Origin of the sequence: Daejeonella sp. (assembly GCF_049655485.1) — a bacterium.
In the GTDB taxonomy this organism is placed as follows: domain Bacteria; phylum Bacteroidota; class Bacteroidia; order Sphingobacteriales; family Sphingobacteriaceae; genus Daejeonella.
Genome location: NZ_JBASJU010000216.1, coordinates 1 through 19,034, shown reverse-complemented (window position 1 = coordinate 19,034; position 19,034 = coordinate 1). Strand labels below are relative to the sequence as shown.

Here is a 19,034-nt window from a genome sequence, read left to right as displayed (position 1 = left end):
AATGATGTCTTATAAATCGATATTAATATTTATTCCGTCCGTGCGTTGTCTGCTCACAGCAAGTTGATTTTCCAATGAGTTAACATTGTTTTGCAAGTCAAGGATTAAAGCTTCCTTGCGTTGGATTTCCTGCGCACTTAATGTAGGACGTTGTGTCTGAAAGCTGCTTTTGATGCCCAGCAATTTATCAGCCGCAAATCTAAGCAGCGACTCACTGTACGACATGGTTTCCCAGGTGTTCTCATAATTGTTATAAACGTTTTCCCTGGTCCTGATATAATTATCAGACCAGCGATCAGAATAATTAGTAGTACAATTACCCACCTGATCTCCGTGATTCATGTGCGCTTTTAAAGCGTTTTCAGAAACACTGATGTTTACCGGAAATTCATTATCGCCCGTATTATGGCAAATAGTTACTTTCTTATGATCTTTCGGACGTTTACGGCTTGAGTAGTTTTCAAATCCCCAGTTGATGTTTTCATCTCTATCCCATTTAATGGCTTCCTTACGGGATTTGCCATTAGATTTATCTTTTCCTTTGTCATTCTTATTGCCGCCTTTGTTATCATCAGAACCTACGCGGTAGTCATCATTCCCCTTATTCTTGTTCTTATCATTTCCCTGCCCGTTCTTATTGTTTCCCTGGTTGTTATCTTCATAACGTCCCTTATTAGCTTCGCCACGATCATCATCAGAACGTTTGCCCTGATCATTATTATTACCACGGGATGAATTACCTGACTTATTATTGTCATTTCCGCGCTGGCCCTGGCTTTCTTTGCCCTGAGAATTTTCATTCTTATTTCCTTTTTCCCTCTGTGGCGGGACACCGTTGAATGCTATTGCCACAAGAAATACTAATGGCAGGATACTAATTTTTAATACGTTGCTTTTCATGTGCTTATTTTGAAGTGTTAAATTCTTTATCAACTTTCTCTAGGGAAGCTTCAACTTTTTGAGCTTCTTCTTCCAATTCTTTATTAGTTTTTTCGAGTTCCTGCGATACTGAATCCATCGCGGTTACATCTTCTTTGTTCTCGCTTGACGTTGTGCTTGAGGTGCAGCTTGTCGCGAAACCCATGATGCCTAAAATGGCTACATAAGAGTACAGTTTTAAAAGTTTCATGATTTTTTTATGGTTTAGTTTATAGTTAATAATGAGCATTATACGTGCCAAATATGCTTTAAAGGAGTAAGAAAGGAAAGGGGGCAAGGTTTTTGGGCAATGGCGGTACATTAACTTAAAACATAAAAGAATGAAAAAACTATTGAGTGTCGCATTTTTAGGTCTAATTATAGGTCTGAGTGCATGTAACAAAAACGACAGTGGATCGGAAATGACCAAAGTCAGCGTCAGACTAACTGATGGACCGGGTGCCTATGATGCCCTTTATCTTAGTATTAAAGAAGTAAGGATCCTTTCCTCGGAAGGCGAATCAACCCTTGCCGTTGATTCAAAACCCTTTGACGTTTTAAGATTTCGTTTAGGAAAAGATACACTGATTGCCTCCCAGGATCTTCCTGCCGGACGTTTACAGGAAGTAAGACTGGTATTAAATGATACAGGAAATCGTGTTGTTATTAATGGAACAAGCTATCCACTGACTACTCCAAGCGGACAAAGTTCAGGAGTGAAGCTTAAAGTGAATGAAACGCTTGAAGCAGGTGTAGCCTATACGATGTTGCTGGATTTTGATGCTGCGAAATCAATCGTGCAAACAGGAAACGGTAAGTATATATTGAAACCTGTTATTCGCGCTATCCCGAATGCGGTTTCCGGATCGATTAGCGGGATGATAAGCCCGGCTGCTTCCAGTCCTAAAATTTATGCAATAGCTGGTACGGATACTTTGGGAACTATCTCAGATGCAAGCGGTAAATTCTGGTTCCCGGGTGTAACTGCTGGTACTTATAAAGTGGAGATTATACCGGTTAGCCCTTATTTGCCTAAAACTATAAGTGATGTAATTGTCGTTACAGGATCTACGAAAGATCTGGGAACCATTGTTATCAACTAAGTAAATAACAAAATTAAATAAATAGCGCTCTCAATTTGAAAAGGGAGAAGATGAAAATCTTCTCCCTTTTTTATTTCTAAGTACTCCTTAAAACTTCCACTAAAAAAGGCATAGCCCTTTTCCCATTTTTATCCAGAGATCATTTGTTACCTCTGGGATCATATAACATTAGTTTTAATAGCTCATCACGAACCTTTGTGAAATCGTTCACATAGGCATAGGCATGGTTTTTCTCTGATGAAGTTTCCCACCAAATAACACGAGCAGAATTAACCTGAATCTTTCCCCTGACAGAAGTGTCAAAATAAGCCCTTGATGCAGGTCTGCACGCATATAATACTCTTAGTTGATCCCAGGTCGGGCGGTTTTGTGCAGTGCCTTTATAATAGGATTCGTATGATTTCCTGATAATATGGTCATCGCTGGCCGTAGAAAGTGCGGATCCCAATTCGAGCTTGGATCCGCTTCCTCCTGCAAAAACGGTTGGAAAGTCCGCGGGAAGGAGATTTAATTCATTGCTTGCTGACTTCAAATCCATATAGTAATTAAAACCCGCCTGTCCATTAGGCAGGCCCCCATTACCGTTTCCCCCGGCGGCATAAAATTTAACCTTCTTGCGCACCAACTCTACGCCGGTTAGATTACTGTGGTGATCTGGTGCTGAATTAAGAAGATTGCTGATATTCGTGGAAGGACCTACAGTAATAATTGTGACGCTATTATCTGGTTGCGCGGCAAGTGTTTTCCGGTAAAGGTCAACAACTTCCGGCGCATTGTATTTTGTTAAATTAGCAGGATACTTGTCGACCACATTTTTCATGAAATAATCTGCTGAATAAGATGCGGTCCCTTTTATCGTACCAACAGGCAGGTCAGGACGGCCGTACCAGGTATTTACTGCATCTACAAAGGGTACCGCTAAATCGTGTCCTATGGATACGCCCATAGCGAGAATTTTGATTTCTCCCCGGTCAGCCAGAGCATGAAGTACAGCCAATGCGCCAGCGTCATCAACGTCGCCTCCGGGATCAGTGTCGAATATTACTTGTTGCTGAACATCATTGCCAGGGATATTAAGCGAAGAAATTGTAGGGCCTGTAGCGGCCAGGCTTCTGCCTTTTTTGCACTGGATAAATAAAAAAGACAAAACAACCAGTATCGACAGAAGTCCTTTGCTACAAATGCACGTTTTCCACATATCTCAGGATCAGGATTAAATAGTAAAGATACTTAGAGCAAGGGGAAATGTCCAATTATATTAATTCTTAATCCCTTGGATCATACTGCATTAATTTTGCAAGCTCGTCCCGTATCTGCGTGAAATTGTTTACGTAAGCATAGGCATGATTTTTCTCCCAGGAACTTGTATATGAAATTATACGGCTTGAGTTAACCTGAATTTTCCCGCGGGCAGAAGTGTTAAAGTAAGCCCGTGATGCTGGCCGGCAAGCATATAGAACCCTTAACTGATCCCACGTGGCGCGGTCTTTTGCGGTGCCGTAAAAATACGATTCATATGATTTCCGGATAATGTGATCCCAGCGAGTATTATTAAGACCGGAGCCCATTTCAAGCTTTGAACCACTACCACCAGCGAAGACAGTTGGAAAATCTGAAGGAAGGAGATTTAGCTCATTACTTGCTGAATTAAGATCCATGTAATAATTGAAGCCCGCCTGTCCATAAGGAAGCCCGCCATTCCCATTACCTCCGGCTGCATAGAATTTTACTTTTTTACGTACCAATTCCACTCCGTTCAGGCTACTGTGATGATCGGGTCCGGAACTCAACAATTTGCTGATATTGGTAGAAGGGCCGACAGCGATAAGTGTGACACTTTTATCGGGTTGTGCTGCAAGTACCTTTCTGTAAAGATCAACCACCTCCGGCGCATTGTACTGTGTTGCATTACTTGGGTAGCGGTCGGTAATATTTTTCATGTAATAGTCTGCCGAATAAGATGCACCACTTTTGATAGCGCCAATTGGAAGATCCGGACGGCCATACCAGGTATTCACCGCATCTACAAAAGGTACGGCATTTTCATGCCCTATAGATACCCCCATAGCAAGAATTTTTATTTCGCCCCGATCAGCTAACGCATGAAGAACGGCTAAGGCTCCTGCATCATCAACGTCGCCTCCGGGATCCGTGTCGAATATGACATTTTCCTGGATGCCAGTTGGCGAACTTATAGTTTGTGTTGGTGTGGTGCTTGGTGCAGTCCACGTTGTTGTGGTGCTTGTGGTGCTTGCCGGGCTGGATCCATCGGTCGTATAGGAATATTTCCTTCCGTTGTAGCGCGGGTCGGTATTATCCGAAGCAGAGAAATACAGATTATTGCCAAAATGACTAAATCGACCCTTGCCATAGCTTGCAACATCATGATGTGCTGAGTGTGCAGGACCAAGTTCTCTATCATTTTCGAAAACTTTCAAGGTGGAAGTTGTCGTCCATTTTGTATCGCCGCCAACTCCGAACCACTCGGTAATCAGAAAGGCATTCCCGGAATTTAGTGTAACGTTCGATAAATTGATTGTCTTCGCAGTTGAAGATGTCGTTGTGCTGCTGGTCGTGGTAGTGCTTGCAACGTCCGTAATAGTATATGTATATTTCCTTCCGTTATAGCGTGGGTCCGAATTATCTGAAGCTGTGAAATATAGATCATTCCCCCAATGACTAAATTTCCCTTTTCCAATAGTCCGAACATCCTGGTGTGACGAGTGAGCAGGGCCCAGTGCCACCCCATTCTCATAAACTTTCAAAGTTGAAGATGTGGACCACAGGTTGTCTCCCCCAACACCAAACCAGTCGGTTACCATGTAGGCATACCCGGAATTATAATTTACCTTTGAAAGATCTATATTTTTTACACCTGATGTGCTTGACCAGGTGGTCATTTCCAGATCGTCTTTAACACTTAATGGAGAAACGGTTTCTTCCTTTTGGCATCTGCTGAATAATAGCGATGACGCGATCAGCATCGACAGAAGTCCCTTGCTGCTAAGGAGCATTTTTTTCATATTCTCAAAGTAAAAGTTTAACAGACTTTAATACGACGGATCCGAACTATTGTTGTGCGTAAAAAACTTGTATAGCTACAAGAATTTTTTAAGGAGGAATGCATTTTGCTAACACACACACAATAACTTAGACGAAACAATTTCATGAGTAACAATAAATTATAATAAAGCGAAAAACACTTGCATTAGTTAGAGATAAATAGAGCTTTTTGTTTTTAGATTTAGTTATGGCGTAAATCGTTCGGGTTTTAATAATTAATTAAAACTTTTTTAAATTTTTACTGTAACAGATGGATTTTCAGGACCGGTAAAACCTAAGAAGCGTAGAGTTGTGTCATGATACTGTCATGCAGATGTCAGTTTTTGTTCATCAACTTCGTAAGTTTTTCATAAATTGAATTTATGGATGATATTTTATTTTGTGCGGTAAGCTTTAGGACTGATCTATCAACCTCATAACCAATTCAGATCGCCCGTGACCAGGAAAAATTTAATCGCGTTACAAATCAGTAAATATTTTAAAGATGGAGTTCAATGGAACATCAGAGTATGAAAATTACAATTAAGATTATCGTGTTATGCAGTCTTTCATTAGCTATCGCGGAGGCGGCAGCCCAAAAAAGACCAATTAGTAAGCCTAATGTAATCGTCATCTTAGCAGATGATATGGGATATGGCGATATTTCCGCAAATAATCCATCCGCACGCACAAAAACGCCGAATATCGACAAGATGGCGCAAAAAAGTGTGGTATTTACCGATGCTCATTCAGGCGGGGCAGTATGCATACCCTCTCGATATGGGCTGCTCACGGGTCGGTATTATTTTCGTCTTCCGGAGCGAAAAGATTTTTTAGGGTATCTGCCACCGCTTATTGAACCCGGCAGAGAAACCATTGGTTCCCTGATGCAAAAGGCAGGATATACCACTGCTGCTATAGGTAAGTGGCACCTGGGCCTCAATTGGCAATTAAAAGATAAGAGCAAACCTCAGATTTCCTTGCAGAGTGATAAGACCGTAACCAATACCGATTTTAGCAAGGATGTAAGTGGTGGCCCCAACTCCCTTGGTTTTAATTACTCTTATATATTACCCGCTTCTTTAGATATGCCTCCGTATGTTTTTGTAAAAAACAATCGGGTTGTTGATCCGAATGTAATTCTAACTGCTGATGCTTATAAAAGAACCTTGCCGGGAACAGAGTTTGTATGGGACAGAAAACATACTACCCAGGACGACGTCTACTGGGAGCGCGGTGTGTGGTGGCGGAATGGCGAGATGTCTAAAACATTTGATATGGAAAATTCAATGGACAGCCTGGTCGACAAGGGGTTGTCCTTTATTGAAGAACAAACTATAGGCAATCCTGAGAAGCCATTTATGCTCTACCTCGCATTAACCGGCCCGCATACACCGTGGCTGGCAAATAAGGAGTTTAAAGGCAAAAGCAGCATAGGAGCGTATGGCGATTTTGTTGCACAAGTAGATAGCTATGTTGCACAGGTGAATGCCAGGTTAAAAGAGCTGAAGATTGATGACAATACAATAGTTATTTTTACAAGCGACAATGGTGCCCCCTGGGGAGAGGAAGATATACAGGCTTATTCGCACCGAAGTAATTACCCAAAAAGGGGGCAAAAGGGTGACATTTATGAAGGTGGCCATCACATTCCTTTAATTGTCCAATGGCCAGGTGAAATAAAGGAGAAGTTTGAGTATACACAAACGGTTAGCTTGGTTGATTTTATGGCAACTTTTTCTGAATTGACCGGCCAGGCAATCAAAGAGAAGAACGGGGAGGACAGCTTTAGCTTTTATGATGTAATAAAAAATCGATCTCGTACACCAGTAAGAGATCAGGTTATTTATATATCGTCGCGAAATTTGCATGCGATAAAAACAGATGAATGGAAATATATTGACGGGCTTGGCTCCGGCGGTTTTACAGAACCTGGCAGAATAAAACCCGTTAACGGGGGCCCGCTTGGTCAGTTATATAATTTAAAGTCTGATCCGCTGGAACAGAACAACCTATATATGGAATATCCCCCGAAGGTCAAAGAATTAAAGGCTTTACTTGATAAGTTAAAAACACAGGGCTATAGTAAGGTAGTGAATAGATAAATTTTTAAATGAAGTGATGGGGGGGTGAATATTTGATGGTCCAGGCCCCCCTTATCCTATTTCACAATCTTCACTACCAGCTGGGAGGTGAAAGAACTATTGTATCCATATAACATAACATGGTACACACCGGATGGATTTGAAAATGTACAAACTTCATCTGCCCTGTTAGACTCAATACTGGCGCAATCGGCCGTCCAGGAATATCTCGGTGTAAGCGTAACCGTAGGGTCACTTCCTTTCCTGACAAACATATCTGCAACATTGAAATAATAAGTTCCCGCCACTTCAGTGGTTCTTATTTCCATTTGTTTTACACCTGCTGGTACGGTAATTTTAAATATTAATTTATCTCCTAGTTTACCTTCAACCTTCTGATTAACTAAAGTCTGAGTAGTACCTCCTATACCCCCTCCTGAACTACCTCCTGAACTACCTCCTGAGCTGCCTCCTGAACTGCCAGTACCCGTACTTTTGACCCCCTTGTTAAGCGTATAAGGAGCAGCCCCATCCGGCGTTATTTTAAGTTTATTATCTATTATTTCTGCAGTACCTAACCCTAAAAATCCATAGCCATTTTTTTCACGGATATATCCCCTCCATTTATTATTGCCAATTAATGCCATTCCAATGGCAAATGGATCCCCGACATTGGTGCCAACTTTGCTAACCCCGGCAGTAACATATTCTGCCCGATCTCCATTAAGTTCAACCTGCCATCCCTCTCCCAGATCAAATACTCCCGCCCAATAACCATCCCATGCTTCTTCAATTGTCTCTTTAATCTTTTTACATCCTGAAAAACTGGTCACTAAAAAAACAGCCAGAATTAAGGTTGTGATTGCTTTAATTAAGTTAGATTTTTTCATGTTATTTCTTTTTTTAAAGGTATTTCACGATTTCTGGAGGTGCAATACCAAGATTTAGGTATTTCGAAGAGGAATGAGAATGCTGCAACTGATCAGGAGTAGATTATCGTTAATGAACTGGTGCTCTTCCTTGCAAGGAACCTATACTGATAGGTTTGTCCGTATTAAAAAATAAACTTTGCAAGCTTATGTTAAAATTTGTAACATTGATGTTAGAGAATCAAAAAATTGTTAATAATGACGGCTCGTCAAAGATTGGCTGTAATTCTCCTAACGTTTGTGGTTTTATTAATTAGGTGTAATTTCAATTATGAAGTTATATAAGAAATCTTTTCCTGATTGCTTACCTGAATATCAGCAATTGGTTTCAGAAGGCAATGAACAGGCCTTTGAAAAGATTTACAATCATTACCATAAAAAATTAATATCATTTTCCAGGAATTATACAGGGTTTAAAGAACAGGCTGAAGAAATAGTAGAGGACGTTTTTGTAAAGCTATGGTATAACCGCGAAAATATAACTCAAATTAAAAATCTCAAGGTTTATTTATATACCTCTGTAAAACACCAATCTTTAAATGCACTTTCCAAGGAAGCACGGAGAGTTGTTACAGAATTATTAGAAGTTACTGAATACGATGCTCATTCAGAAAATAATACTCCATATGATTTATTGGTAACTTCTGAATTAATGCAATCGGTTCATAGCGCAATTGAATCTTTACCGCCGCGCTGTAAGCTAATATTTCAACTTGTTAGAGAAGATAAGTTGCGATATAAGGAAGTATCAGAGATTCTTAATATCTCGGTAAATACTATCGACGCACAAATGGCAATAGCGGTTAAACGACTATGTTTTGCGCTGAATATCAAATACTCAAATAAGTTTCCCCAGCATTCGGAGAAAAAAAAATAAAATTCACTTAGTAGATTTTACTCATTCAGCTGTCTTTATTAGAGAGGACCTCCTTTAATGGACAGTAATGATAAAATTTGGATATTGATGGCTCGCTCATTGAGCGGTGAAATCTCTGATGATGAACAAAAAGAGTTAAATGCTCTACTGAAATTTGATCAGCATTTGAGTTATCGGTATTCTCTGTTAAAGAAGCTCTGGAAGAAAAGTTTCAAGCAGGATGAGGTTTTAGAGGACGAGATAAATGAAAAAACTCAATTCAAGAAAATTATCCGTAAGGCTGAGATTGAACGTCAAAATATTGATCAAATATCACAAAGAAATCTTCAACCCTTTTTTCAGCGGAAATTTTCGAAGAGATTAATGTTTACTTATGCAGCCTCAGTTGTTTTGGCGGCATTACTTTTTTACATAGGAAAATCATATCAATTAGGGCAAAAAACCGAAGAACAAGTTATTTCGGCTCAATACGGCAGCAGAAGTAAGGTGCTTTTATCCGATGGCACCACCGTTTGGCTTAACGGGGGCTCCAAGCTATACTACGATTATGAATTCTCTGGTACACGGCGTGAAGTACGATTAGAAGGTGAAGCATTTTTTGATGTAGTAAAACAAAAAGGCAGGCCTTTTATTGTTCACGCCGGAAAGATTGATATTATAGTACATGGTACCGTATTTAATGTTAAATATTATCAAGGAGATAGAAATATAGAAGCAACCCTTCTGCATGGTCAAATCGAGGTAACAGATAATACTGAAAGAGCCAAAAAATCTGTTTTTCTGGTCCCCAATCAAAAGCTCATCATCCCACAGAAAGAGCCGTCCAAAATTGAGAAATCCACACCGGAAAATATTTACGAACTGGTTAACCTGGATACGAAACTTGATGAGGCTGAACGAATTGAAACAGCATGGATTTATAACAGAGTTGAGTTTAGAGGTGAAACATTTGAGGAATTAGCCAGAAAGCTGGAGCGCTGGTATAATGTTAAAATTAATTTTGAGGATGAAAAGGTGAAGGGGTTAACATTTAACGGATCCTTCGAAAAAGAAACTGCAGAACAAGCGTTTAATGCCCTCCAAAAAGTAGGTGCATTCCATTTTAACATACAAGGCCGTGAAATATTTGTTAGATCACTTGAATAAGTTGCATCCGATTTAAAAAATAACGGAGAATGTTGACGCACGCTCCGTTATGATCGATTAGAAAAACACCAACCCCGCGAAAAGTTGGATTATTTAATTTAACCTAATTCAAAAGTATGAAAAGTTTTTTTGCGATTTCAAGAAAATCGTTTCCTTCTAATCTTGTTCTTAGTATGAACCTAACTGCCATTCTGGTCCTTCTGTTTTCGATAGGTGCTTCGGCTACAGGATTTTCCCAGAACAAAATTAATCTGCAGGTAAAAAAATCAGCGATTGCTCAAGCCATAAGTCAGATTGAGGAACAATCCTCTTACAGATTCCTGTATAATCAGAATCTGGATGAGATAAAGAAAAAAGTATCCGTTAATCTTGAAGATGCCAGTATTGAACAGGCCTTGAAGGAATTGCTGAAAAATTCAGGACTCGGCTATCAGTTTATCAACAATGAACTTATAGCGATCCGAAAGACTGAATCTTCTCTGGCGGATATTGCAGTTAGCGGAAAGGTAACTGATAATCGGGGTGAGACATTAATTGGTGTATCAGTAAAAATAAAAGGGACTAATGTCGGCGTGAGTACAGACGTCAATGGCGAATTTTCAATTATTACCCCTGAAAATGCGACATTGATATTTTCTTATTTAGGTTTTGAAACCAGCGAAGTTAAATTGTCAGGACAAACCAAACTAAGTGTTATACTTAACCCTGCAAATAGTCAATTAGATGAAGTGGTTGTGGTTGGTTATGGTACCCAAAAGAAAGCGACTTTAACTGGTTCTGTAACTTCTGTTAAAGGATCGGAAATTCTTCAGTCTCCTACAACTAACGTAAGTAACAGCCTGGCAGGGCGTTTACCGGGTTTGGTTGCTGTAACTCCAAGCAGCGAGCCTGGAGCAGACCGCACAATTTTAAGAATTCGCGGGATGAATACCTTAAATAACAACGATCCATTAATTGTTGTGGACGGTATTCCCGGGCGTTCATTAGACCGTCTTGATCCTAGTACAATCGAAAGCATTTCGGTGTTGAAAGATGCCTCAGCAGCGATCTACGGAGCTCAGGCAGCGAATGGGGTTATTCTGGTTACTACTAAAAGAGGTAAAATAGGCGCCCCGTCTATTACAGCAAGCTTTAACCAGGGCTATGGAACACCTACAAGGCTTCCTGAAATGGCAGATGCACCAACCTATGCTACCATGGTAAATGAAATTGCTTATTATAAAAATCCAGGTAGTTATAAACCTGTATACAGTGATAAGCAAATTCAAACGTTTGCCGACGGCTCAGATCCCTGGTACTATCCTAATACAGACTGGTTTAAAGAGGTTTTAAAACCATGGTCTGGCCAAAGCTACCTTAATACTTCTGTTTCCGGAGGAAGCGAAAGCGTCAAATATCTTATTTCTTTAGGAAAAACAGGCCAGGAAGGATTTTATTACAATAGCGGAACCAAGTATAATCAATACGATTTCCGTACAAATTTAGATGGAAAGATAAATAAAAATATCAGCCTTACTTTCGATGTTGCGGGCCGTACAGAGGATCGTAACTATCCTACCCGTAGTGCAGGCAGCATTTTCAGAATGGTAATGCGTGGTAAACCTACCATGACTGCTTACTGGCCTAACGGAGTTCCTGGCCCTGATATCGAATACGGGGATAACCCGGTTGTAGTAAGCACCAAAGCTACCGGCTACGATCATGATAAGCGTTATGTAGTGAATAGCAATGTCAGACTTAATGTAAAGATTCCATGGGTGGAAGGATTATCTGTAACTGGAAATGCCGCCGTCGACAAAAACTTTCGCTTTCAAAAAACCTGGCAGACTCCATGGTATTTGTATTCATTTAATGGTTTTGATGCCAATAACGAGCCGATACTGCAAAAGTCAAAAAGAGGATTTGACAGCCCCGCTCTTAACATGAGAACGGAAGATAATCAGAATATTCTACTCAACGGACTTGTTAATTATGAAACTAAATTCCTTACTGACCATAATATCAGCCTTTTGGCAGGTATTGAAAAAATAACAGGAAGCGGAGATAATTATAGCGCTTATCGTAGAAATTTCATATCACCATTACTGGATCAAATGTTTGCAGGTGCAACAGACCAGTTTATGTCAAATAATGGTAGCGCTTATTCTCAGGCAAGATTAAACTACTTCGGTCGGGTAAACTATGATTATAAGCAAAAGTATCTGGCTGAATTTGTATGGAGATACCAGGGTTCTTATATCTTTCCTAAAGAGAGCCGGTTCGGCTTCTTCCCGGGTATTTCTTTAGGTTACAGAATATCCGAGGAAAAGTTCTGGAAGGACAAGATTGCAGCTGTAAATTCCCTTAAACTCCGGGCTTCATGGGGACAAACTGGTAACGACCAGATCGATGAATATCAATATTTGGCTATGTACGGACTTGGTGGAATCAGAGCGCAAACATGGAATCCTGCATTGACATTTATAACTAATGGCAATGTGGAAAACCCGGCATTATATGAGACTGTATTGCCGAATACAGAAGTTACCTGGGAAGTAGCAAATCAGGCAAATATTGGTTTTGATGCAACTTTATTAAGCGATAAGATTTCTGTAACTGCTGATTACTTTAATTACACACGTTCTCAGATCCTGTGGTTTAGAAATGCCTCCGTTCCCTCATCCGCGGGTATTCAATTGCCGAGAGAGAATATTGGTAAAGTAGGCAATAAAGGATTTGATTTCAGTGTAGCATATAACGGAAAAGCAGGCGAATTATCTTACCAGTTTGGCGTTAACGGGGGACATCAGAAAAACAAAGTTTTGTTTTGGGATGAGCCTGCTGGCGCTCCTGATTATCAAAGAACTACCGGCCGCCCGATGTTTAGCAATATTTATTACAATGCCTTGGGCATTTTCAAAGACCAGGATGCTATAGATAAATATCCGCACTTAAGTAATGCCCGCCCTGGAGACGTAATATTTGAAGATTATAACAAAGACGGAAAAATCACTGTAGATGACAGGGTTAGATTTAATAAAAACACTACCCCGACACTTAATGGTGGTGTTACCATGAATCTGCGTTACAAATCTTTTGATTTTGCAGCATTAGTTCAGGGTGCAGCAGGAGCTATACAGTATATATCCACTGAATCTGGTGAAATAGGAAACTTCCTTAAAGATTTTGCGGATAATCGCTGGACCCCTCAAAATCCGGATGCAAGCGGCCCCCGTACTTTTAACCGCGGTAATGAATATTGGGTTGGCCAGGCTAACACGTTCTGGGTCCGTAAAACTGATTATGTGAGACTCAAAAACCTGGAATTAGGCTACAGTATACCCTCATCCCTGATTAGCCGCGCCGGGCTTAAAAACCTTCGTGTATATCTAAATGGATATAACCTGTTAACCTATAGCCCTGATTTGAAGGATTTCGATCCTGAGTTGGGATCTGGCTCTGGACAAGGCTATCCTTTACAAAAAATAGTAAATGGTGGTTTATCGGTTACTTTTTAAACGTTTTTTATAAATCAGTCGTCATGAAAAAAATTTATTATATACTACTAGGGATATTCGTCCTGGCAAATACAATTTCGTGTAAGAAAGATTTTCTGGATCAAAAACCTTCGGATAAGTATTCGGAAGAGGCGGTTTGGAGCGACCCTGCTCTTGCTCAGGCATTTGTTAACAATATATACTTTGGGATACCCCATGGCTTTAGTAACATTATGATGTCATCCATGGTGGATGAAACCACATACAATGCAGACTTTGGGAGCAGTAACGTAACTAAGAGCCTTATAACACCCAGTGACTTATCCATATTTGACGAAAATTTCTGGTCTGGCAACAGGCAGAGGGGAATGAATTGGGCAATTGTGTACAAATTCATCAGGTCTGCCAATGTTTTCTTTGCGAATATAGATAAAGTCCCTTTTGAGAATCAGGCAGATAAAAATCGAATTAAGGGGGAAGTATACTTTTTAAGGGGCAATCTGTATCATAATTTAGTTACCATGTACGGCGGTGTACCTATTATAACAAAGGCATATGGCCTTTCTGATGACTTTACTGCGCCTCGTGATAGCTATGAAAATTGCATTAAGTTTATAACATCTCAATTGGATTCAGCAGCTGCTTTATTGCCGCTTACACAATCTGGAAATAATAAGGGGCGTGCAACTAAAGGCGCTGCGCTGGCTTTAAAATCAAGAGTATTATTATACGCAGCAAGCGATCTGCACAATAACAATGCTGCATGGGCAGGTGGAACTAATAAAGAACTTGTTGGATATGTAGGAGGAGATAGAACTGCTCGTTGGCAGGCAGCAAAGAATGCAGCAAAGGCTGTTATGGATTTGGGAGTTTATAGCCTTTATAAAGCGGGAACTCCGGCTTCAGCAGCTGAAGCTTCTAAAAATTATGCGGATATTTTCCTGTCTAAAGAAACATCTGAAGATATATTTTCGCGATTATTTACGCCAAAAGTTGATGAAAACTGGGACGGGTATAATCCTGGTTTATATAACAATCCCAATGGTTGGCATGGATGGGGTAGCAATACTCCGGTAGGTCAGATGGTAGATGCTTATGAAATGGCGGATGGTTCTAAATTTGACTGGAACAATCCTGCCCACAAGGCTGCTCCGTATGCAAATCGTGACCCTCGTTTTTATGCCAGTATCAATTATGAAGGGGCTGTCTGGAGACCACGTCCTTCAGATGTAGCGGGAAAAGATCCAATTGGTATTATTCAGGTTGGATATTATAAAAAACCTGATGGTACTGTGGTTCCAGGCCTGGATACAAGGAATAGTCCGATTGAAGACTGGAATGGTACTTATACAGGCTATTATATGCGCAAGTTTATTGATCCAACCCTAAATGCTCAGTTTGTAAAGCAGGATCTTCCATGGCGTTTCATTCGTTATTCAGAAATTATATTGAATTACGCAGAAGCATGCCTTGCGTTAGGCCAGGAGCAGGAAGCACGCACTCACCTTAATATGATCAGAACCCGTGTGGGTATGCCTCAGGTTACTGAAAGCGGACAAGCTTTAGTTGAACGTTATCGTAATGAGCGCCGTATTGAACTGGCATTTGAAGATCTGCGTTATTTTGACGTGCGTCGCTGGATGATTGCAGATATTGCTTATAAGGATGCACAGGGAGTAAGGGTTGATGGCACGATGGATGGAAATGGTGCAATTCAGCCGGCACGTACCTATTCAATGATAACAGCACAGGCCAGAGCATGGAATCCACGTTTTTATTTTCTTCCTATCAAGAAGGATGAAATGAACAGAAACAGTAAACTCGTCCAGAACCCTTTGTATTAATCTTTATAGCCCAGTCATGAAGCAAAATCAGCAAGGTTTCTCAAGAAGAACCGCTTTAAAAATGGCCGCTGCTACGAGTGCTGCAATTGTTGGCAACGGTTTGTTTAATCGCATTTCTGCAGCAGAAGCCGTTCTTGAATCCCATTTAAAAGGGAAAGTGAATCATTCCGTTTGCCGCTGGTGCTATGATTCTATCCCTTTGGAAGATCTGTGCAAGGCTGCCAAAAATATAGGACTGTCATCTATTGAACTGGTTGGTCCGGATGAGTGGCCGATGCTTAAAAAATACGGACTTACTTCTGCTCTGCCCTGGGGGGCGGGTAAAGGCATCACCCAGGGCTTTAATGATTTGAAATATCATGATGAGCTTGTGAAAAGTTATGAAGATATTATTCCTAAAGCAGCCGCAGCGGGCTATAACCAAATAATTTGTTTCTCAGGGAACCGCAATGGTTTGGATGACGGGCAGGGAATTAAAAATTCTGCTATAGGTTTAAAACGACTGATCAATGTGGCCGAGAAACATAAGGTAACCCTTGTAATGGAACTTTTAAACAGCAAGGTGAATCATCCTGATTATCAGTGCGATCATACTAAATGGGGCGTTGCTTTATGCGATGAAGTGGGCTCAGACAGGTTTAAATTGCTTTATGATATTTACCACATGCAGATAATGGAAGGTGATGTAATTGCCACTATAAAAAAATATAGCAAATACATTTCTCATTACCATACCGGCGGTGTGCCCGGGAGGAACGAAATAGACCATACACAGGAATTAAATTATCCGGCAATTATGAAAGCTATCGTAGAAACTGGTTTTAAAGGGTATGTCGCACAGGAATTCATCCCGAAAAGACCTGATAAATTAGCCTCATTAAAACAAGGAGTTCAGATTTGTGATGTAGTTTAATACCAAAATTAATTTCTAATATTTTAACTCTTATTTTAACCCCCGATGATCAAGTTTATCCGTGTTAAATCTTTCAGAAAAAGCTTCCTGTTTTATTTCTTCATTTCAACGGTTTTTCTTACATCCTGTAATTCTGATTATCAAAACAAATCAGGGCAGGATAGCTTAGCAGGTTTAGATGAAAATCAAAAACATCTTTCTGAAAATGCCTTGAGAGGCTTGGTGGCAGATCAGGGTTTAGAGGTCCAGGTTCTGGCAACAGAGCCTATGCTTAAAAATCCAACCAATATGGATGTTGATGAGCGGGGAAGAATCTGGGTTACGGAGGCTTATAATTATCGTCCGGAGATCAATGCTAATCCTACCACTGAAAAAGGCGACCGCATTATCATCCTGGAAGATACAAACGGTGACGGCGTTTCAGATACTACCAAGGTTTTTTACCAGGGACCGGAGATCAATGCTCCTTTAGGCATTAGTGTTTTGGGAAACCGGGTATTGGTTTCTCAAAGCCCTTATGTTTGGGCTTTCTATGATGATAATGGTGATGACAAAGCCGACCGTAAAGAAATATTATTCCAGGGAATTGGTGGTGTACAGCATGACCATGGGATGCATTCTTTTACATTCGGTCCGGATGGAAAACTGTATTTCAATTTTGGCAACGAGGGAAAAACCTTAAGGGATAAGAACGGGAATCCTGTTAAAGATCAGGATGGTGATATCATCGGGCCGGGAAAATACACCCAGGGAATGATCTTCCGTTCCAACCCGGATGGTACCCAGGTAGAGTGCCTGGCCCATAACTTCAGGAATAATTATGAGCTTGCAGTAGATAGTTATGGTACCATGTGGCAAAGCGATAACGATGATGATGGGAACCGGTCAACGCGCATAAATTATGTAATGGATTACGGTAACTATGGCTATAAAGATGAGATGACCGGTGCTTCCTGGTCGGCAAACCGTACGAACATGGAAGACTCCATTCCATTACGTCACTGGCATTTGAATGATCCGGGAGTCATCCCTAATCTCTTACAGACAGGCGCCGGCTCTCCTACCGGGATGGTTATTTACGAAGGATCTTTACTGCCTGCACAATTTCAAAATCAAATGATCCATTCTGACCCGGGACCGAATGTGGTTCGGTCTTATCCCGTTAAGAAGGCTGGGGCAGGGTATACCGCTGAAATCATCAATATCCTGAAGGGCGAAGGCGATCAGTGGTTCCGTCCGGCGGATGTTTCCGTTGCACCGGATGGTTCATTAATAGTTGCCGACTGGTATGACCCTGGAGTGGGCGGCCATCAGGCAGGTGATCAGCAGAAAGGGCGTATTTATCGCATTGCGCCAAAAGGTTCAAAATTCAGCGTTCCAAAGCAAAATTACAATACCGCAGCCGGAGCTGTAACTGCTTTGCAAAGTCCAAATCTGGCAGTACGTTTTAAGGCCTGGGAAGCATTAACACGCCTTGGCCGAACCGCTGTCCCGGAGTTAGAGAAAGTTTGGACATCCTCTCCAAATCTGCGGATGCGTGCCAGAGCTTTTTGGGTACTGGTTAAGTTAGCCCCTGCCGATAAATATATCAATGCGGCCATCAAAGAAAGCAATCCTGATTTAAGAATAATGGGATTGAGAGCTGCGAGGCAAGCTAATTCTAATGTAATCGGGATTGTTAAGCAATTAGTTAATGATAAAGACCCGCAGGTTAGACGGGAATGTGCCATCGCTTTGCGGCATAATAAATCTGCTGAAATGCCAACACTTTGGGCAACACTGGCCAATCAGCACGATGGAAAAGACCGCTGGTACCTGGAAGCACTGGGCATTGGTGCCGACGCTCAATGGGATGCCTGCTTTTCAGCATATACCAGGCTCGTAAAAAATCCTTTGAAAAATCAGGCCGGGAAAGATATTGTTTGGCGTGCCAGAACAGATCAAGCTATCCCCTACCTGGCTCAGCTTGCATCCGACCAGAGAGTCGATCTTGAATCACGCTTAAGATATTTCCGTGCTTTTGATTTTAATACAGGTCCGGCGAAAGGCAAGTACCTTTTAGCGATGATTGAAAAAAATACAAAAAGGGATCCACAACTGAATAAACTGGTTTTAAATCACCTGGATCTCAAGACGGTTCAGCAATCTGAAGTCGCTAAAAAAGCCATTACTGAAGTACTGAAATCAGTTTACGGCACTAAAGAGTATATAGACCTGGTTCGCCGATATGAACTTAAAAGCGAAAAGCCGAAACTAATGGATCTTGCGATATCAAAAGCTGATGGATCATTGCGGCGTGATGCAATTTCTTTAGTATTAGATTTAAATGGTTCCGATCTGGTGCGTAATGCCATCAGCAATAGCGACACTTCTAAAACGATGAAAGTAATTTCAGCTTTAGGAGGTGTTGGCAGCAAACAATCCGTCGACATGTTGCAGAATGTTGCTTTTTCAAGCTCATATAATAAGGCAATCCGCTTAAAAGCTGCCAGTAGAATGGGCGGCAGTATGAATGGTGAAGACAAAGTGCTGCAGTTATTGAGGGATAAGAAAATCTCAAAGGAAATGATCCCGGGTTTTGTTGAGGGTTTAAAAGGAGCCTGGCGTAAAGCTGTATATATAGAAGCCAAAACGTTTTTACCTGATGGTGGCCAAACTGCAGCCAAAAAGAAGATACCAACTATCGCTGAAATAGAGACTTT

The 19,034-nt window shown here is 40.9% G+C and carries 13 protein-coding genes; 8 read left to right on the top strand and 5 right to left on the bottom strand.

Going from position 1 to position 19,034, the window contains the following annotated elements:
* Positions 1-9 precede the first annotated feature (9 nt).
* Both WBJ10_RS09190 and WBJ10_RS09185 read right to left on the bottom strand, forming a co-directional pair.
* Positions 10-900: a hypothetical protein gene (locus tag WBJ10_RS09190; RefSeq protein ID WP_424289540.1), complete on the bottom strand. Its 891-nt coding sequence runs from the start codon at positions 898-900 to the stop codon at positions 10-12.
* A 4-nt stretch (positions 901-904) separates the two neighbouring features.
* On the bottom strand, positions 905-1,129 hold the full coding sequence (locus WBJ10_RS09185) for a hypothetical protein (RefSeq protein WP_424289538.1): 225 nt from the start codon (positions 1,127-1,129) through the stop codon (positions 905-907).
* Between the two features lie 130 nt (positions 1,130-1,259).
* Here WBJ10_RS09185 and WBJ10_RS09180 point away from each other — a divergent pair, with 130 nt between their 5' ends.
* Positions 1,260-2,021: a DUF4382 domain-containing protein gene (locus WBJ10_RS09180; protein WP_424289536.1), complete on the top strand. Its 762-nt coding sequence runs from the start codon at positions 1,260-1,262 to the stop codon at positions 2,019-2,021.
* 139 nt (positions 2,022-2,160) lie between these two features.
* Here WBJ10_RS09180 and WBJ10_RS09175 read toward each other — a convergent pair whose 3' ends face one another.
* Together WBJ10_RS09175 and WBJ10_RS09170 are read right to left on the bottom strand one after the other, a co-directional pair.
* Entirely contained in the window at positions 2,161-3,219 is a 1,059-nt protein-coding gene (locus tag WBJ10_RS09175; RefSeq protein ID WP_424289534.1) for a nucleoside hydrolase, read from the bottom strand.
* Positions 3,220-3,286: 67 nt separating this feature from the next.
* Positions 3,287-5,044 carry a nucleoside hydrolase gene (locus WBJ10_RS09170; RefSeq protein ID WP_424289532.1) on the bottom strand — a complete coding sequence of 586 codons (1,758 nt, stop codon included), beginning with the start codon at positions 5,042-5,044 and terminating at the stop codon, positions 3,287-3,289.
* A 534-nt stretch (positions 5,045-5,578) separates the two neighbouring features.
* Here WBJ10_RS09170 and WBJ10_RS09165 point away from each other — a divergent pair.
* Positions 5,579-7,168: a sulfatase-like hydrolase/transferase gene (locus WBJ10_RS09165; protein WP_424289530.1), complete on the top strand. Its 1,590-nt coding sequence runs from the start codon at positions 5,579-5,581 to the stop codon at positions 7,166-7,168.
* Between the two features lie 56 nt (positions 7,169-7,224).
* Here the strand turns inward: WBJ10_RS09165 and WBJ10_RS09160 are convergent, their stop codons facing one another.
* Entirely contained in the window at positions 7,225-8,037 is an 813-nt protein-coding gene (locus WBJ10_RS09160; RefSeq protein WP_424289528.1) for a hypothetical protein, read from the bottom strand.
* Between the two features lie 310 nt (positions 8,038-8,347).
* Between WBJ10_RS09160 and WBJ10_RS09155 the strand changes: the two genes are divergently transcribed.
* The 6 genes from WBJ10_RS09155 to WBJ10_RS09130 form a co-directional block, all read left to right on the top strand.
* Complete coding sequence (locus WBJ10_RS09155; RefSeq protein WP_424289526.1) at positions 8,348-8,953, top strand: RNA polymerase sigma-70 factor; 606 nt, start codon at positions 8,348-8,350, stop codon at positions 8,951-8,953.
* An 87-nt stretch (positions 8,954-9,040) separates the two neighbouring features.
* The gene (locus WBJ10_RS09150) at positions 9,041-10,099 is read left to right on the top strand and encodes a FecR family protein (protein ID WP_424289524.1); all 1,059 of its coding nucleotides are present in this window, start codon (positions 9,041-9,043) and stop codon (positions 10,097-10,099) included.
* Between the two features lie 116 nt (positions 10,100-10,215).
* Positions 10,216-13,596, top strand: coding sequence for a SusC/RagA family TonB-linked outer membrane protein (locus tag WBJ10_RS09145; protein WP_424289522.1), 3,381 nt, complete (start codon positions 10,216-10,218; stop codon positions 13,594-13,596).
* A gap of 23 nt (positions 13,597-13,619) precedes the next feature.
* Positions 13,620-15,419 (top strand): RagB/SusD family nutrient uptake outer membrane protein, encoded by a 1,800-nt coding sequence (locus WBJ10_RS09140; RefSeq protein WP_424289520.1) that lies wholly within the window; start codon positions 13,620-13,622, stop codon positions 15,417-15,419.
* A 16-nt stretch (positions 15,420-15,435) separates the two neighbouring features.
* Positions 15,436-16,332, top strand: coding sequence for a hydroxypyruvate isomerase family protein (locus WBJ10_RS09135; RefSeq protein WP_424289518.1), 897 nt, complete (start codon positions 15,436-15,438; stop codon positions 16,330-16,332).
* Between the two features lie 45 nt (positions 16,333-16,377).
* A partial coding sequence (locus WBJ10_RS09130) for a PVC-type heme-binding CxxCH protein (protein ID WP_424289516.1) occupies positions 16,378-19,034 on the top strand: 2,657 nt, incomplete at its 3' end.

What these genes read in the sequence shown, in the direction of transcription:
- WBJ10_RS09150 (WP_424289524.1), top strand. Translation starts at nt 9,041, where the DNA reads ATGGCTCGCTCATTGAGCGGTGAAATCTCTGATGATGAACAAAAAGAG.
- WBJ10_RS09145 (WP_424289522.1), top strand. Translation starts at nt 10,216, where the DNA reads ATGAAAAGTTTTTTTGCGATTTCAAGAAAATCGTTTCCTTCTAATCTT.
- WBJ10_RS09170 (WP_424289532.1), bottom strand. Translation starts at nt 5,044, where the DNA reads ATGAAAAAAATGCTCCTTAGCAGCAAGGGACTTCTGTCGATGCTGATC.
- WBJ10_RS09175 (WP_424289534.1), bottom strand. Translation starts at nt 3,219, where the DNA reads ATGTGGAAAACGTGCATTTGTAGCAAAGGACTTCTGTCGATACTGGTT.
- WBJ10_RS09135 (WP_424289518.1), top strand. Translation starts at nt 15,436, where the DNA reads ATGAAGCAAAATCAGCAAGGTTTCTCAAGAAGAACCGCTTTAAAAATG.
- WBJ10_RS09190 (WP_424289540.1), bottom strand. Translation starts at nt 900, where the DNA reads ATGAAAAGCAACGTATTAAAAATTAGTATCCTGCCATTAGTATTTCTT.
- WBJ10_RS09160 (WP_424289528.1), bottom strand. Translation starts at nt 8,037, where the DNA reads ATGAAAAAATCTAACTTAATTAAAGCAATCACAACCTTAATTCTGGCT.
- WBJ10_RS09140 (WP_424289520.1), top strand. Translation starts at nt 13,620, where the DNA reads ATGAAAAAAATTTATTATATACTACTAGGGATATTCGTCCTGGCAAAT.
- WBJ10_RS09180 (WP_424289536.1), top strand. Translation starts at nt 1,260, where the DNA reads ATGAAAAAACTATTGAGTGTCGCATTTTTAGGTCTAATTATAGGTCTG.
- WBJ10_RS09185 (WP_424289538.1), bottom strand. Translation starts at nt 1,129, where the DNA reads ATGAAACTTTTAAAACTGTACTCTTATGTAGCCATTTTAGGCATCATG.
- WBJ10_RS09165 (WP_424289530.1), top strand. Translation starts at nt 5,579, where the DNA reads ATGGAACATCAGAGTATGAAAATTACAATTAAGATTATCGTGTTATGC.
- WBJ10_RS09155 (WP_424289526.1), top strand. Translation starts at nt 8,348, where the DNA reads ATGAAGTTATATAAGAAATCTTTTCCTGATTGCTTACCTGAATATCAG.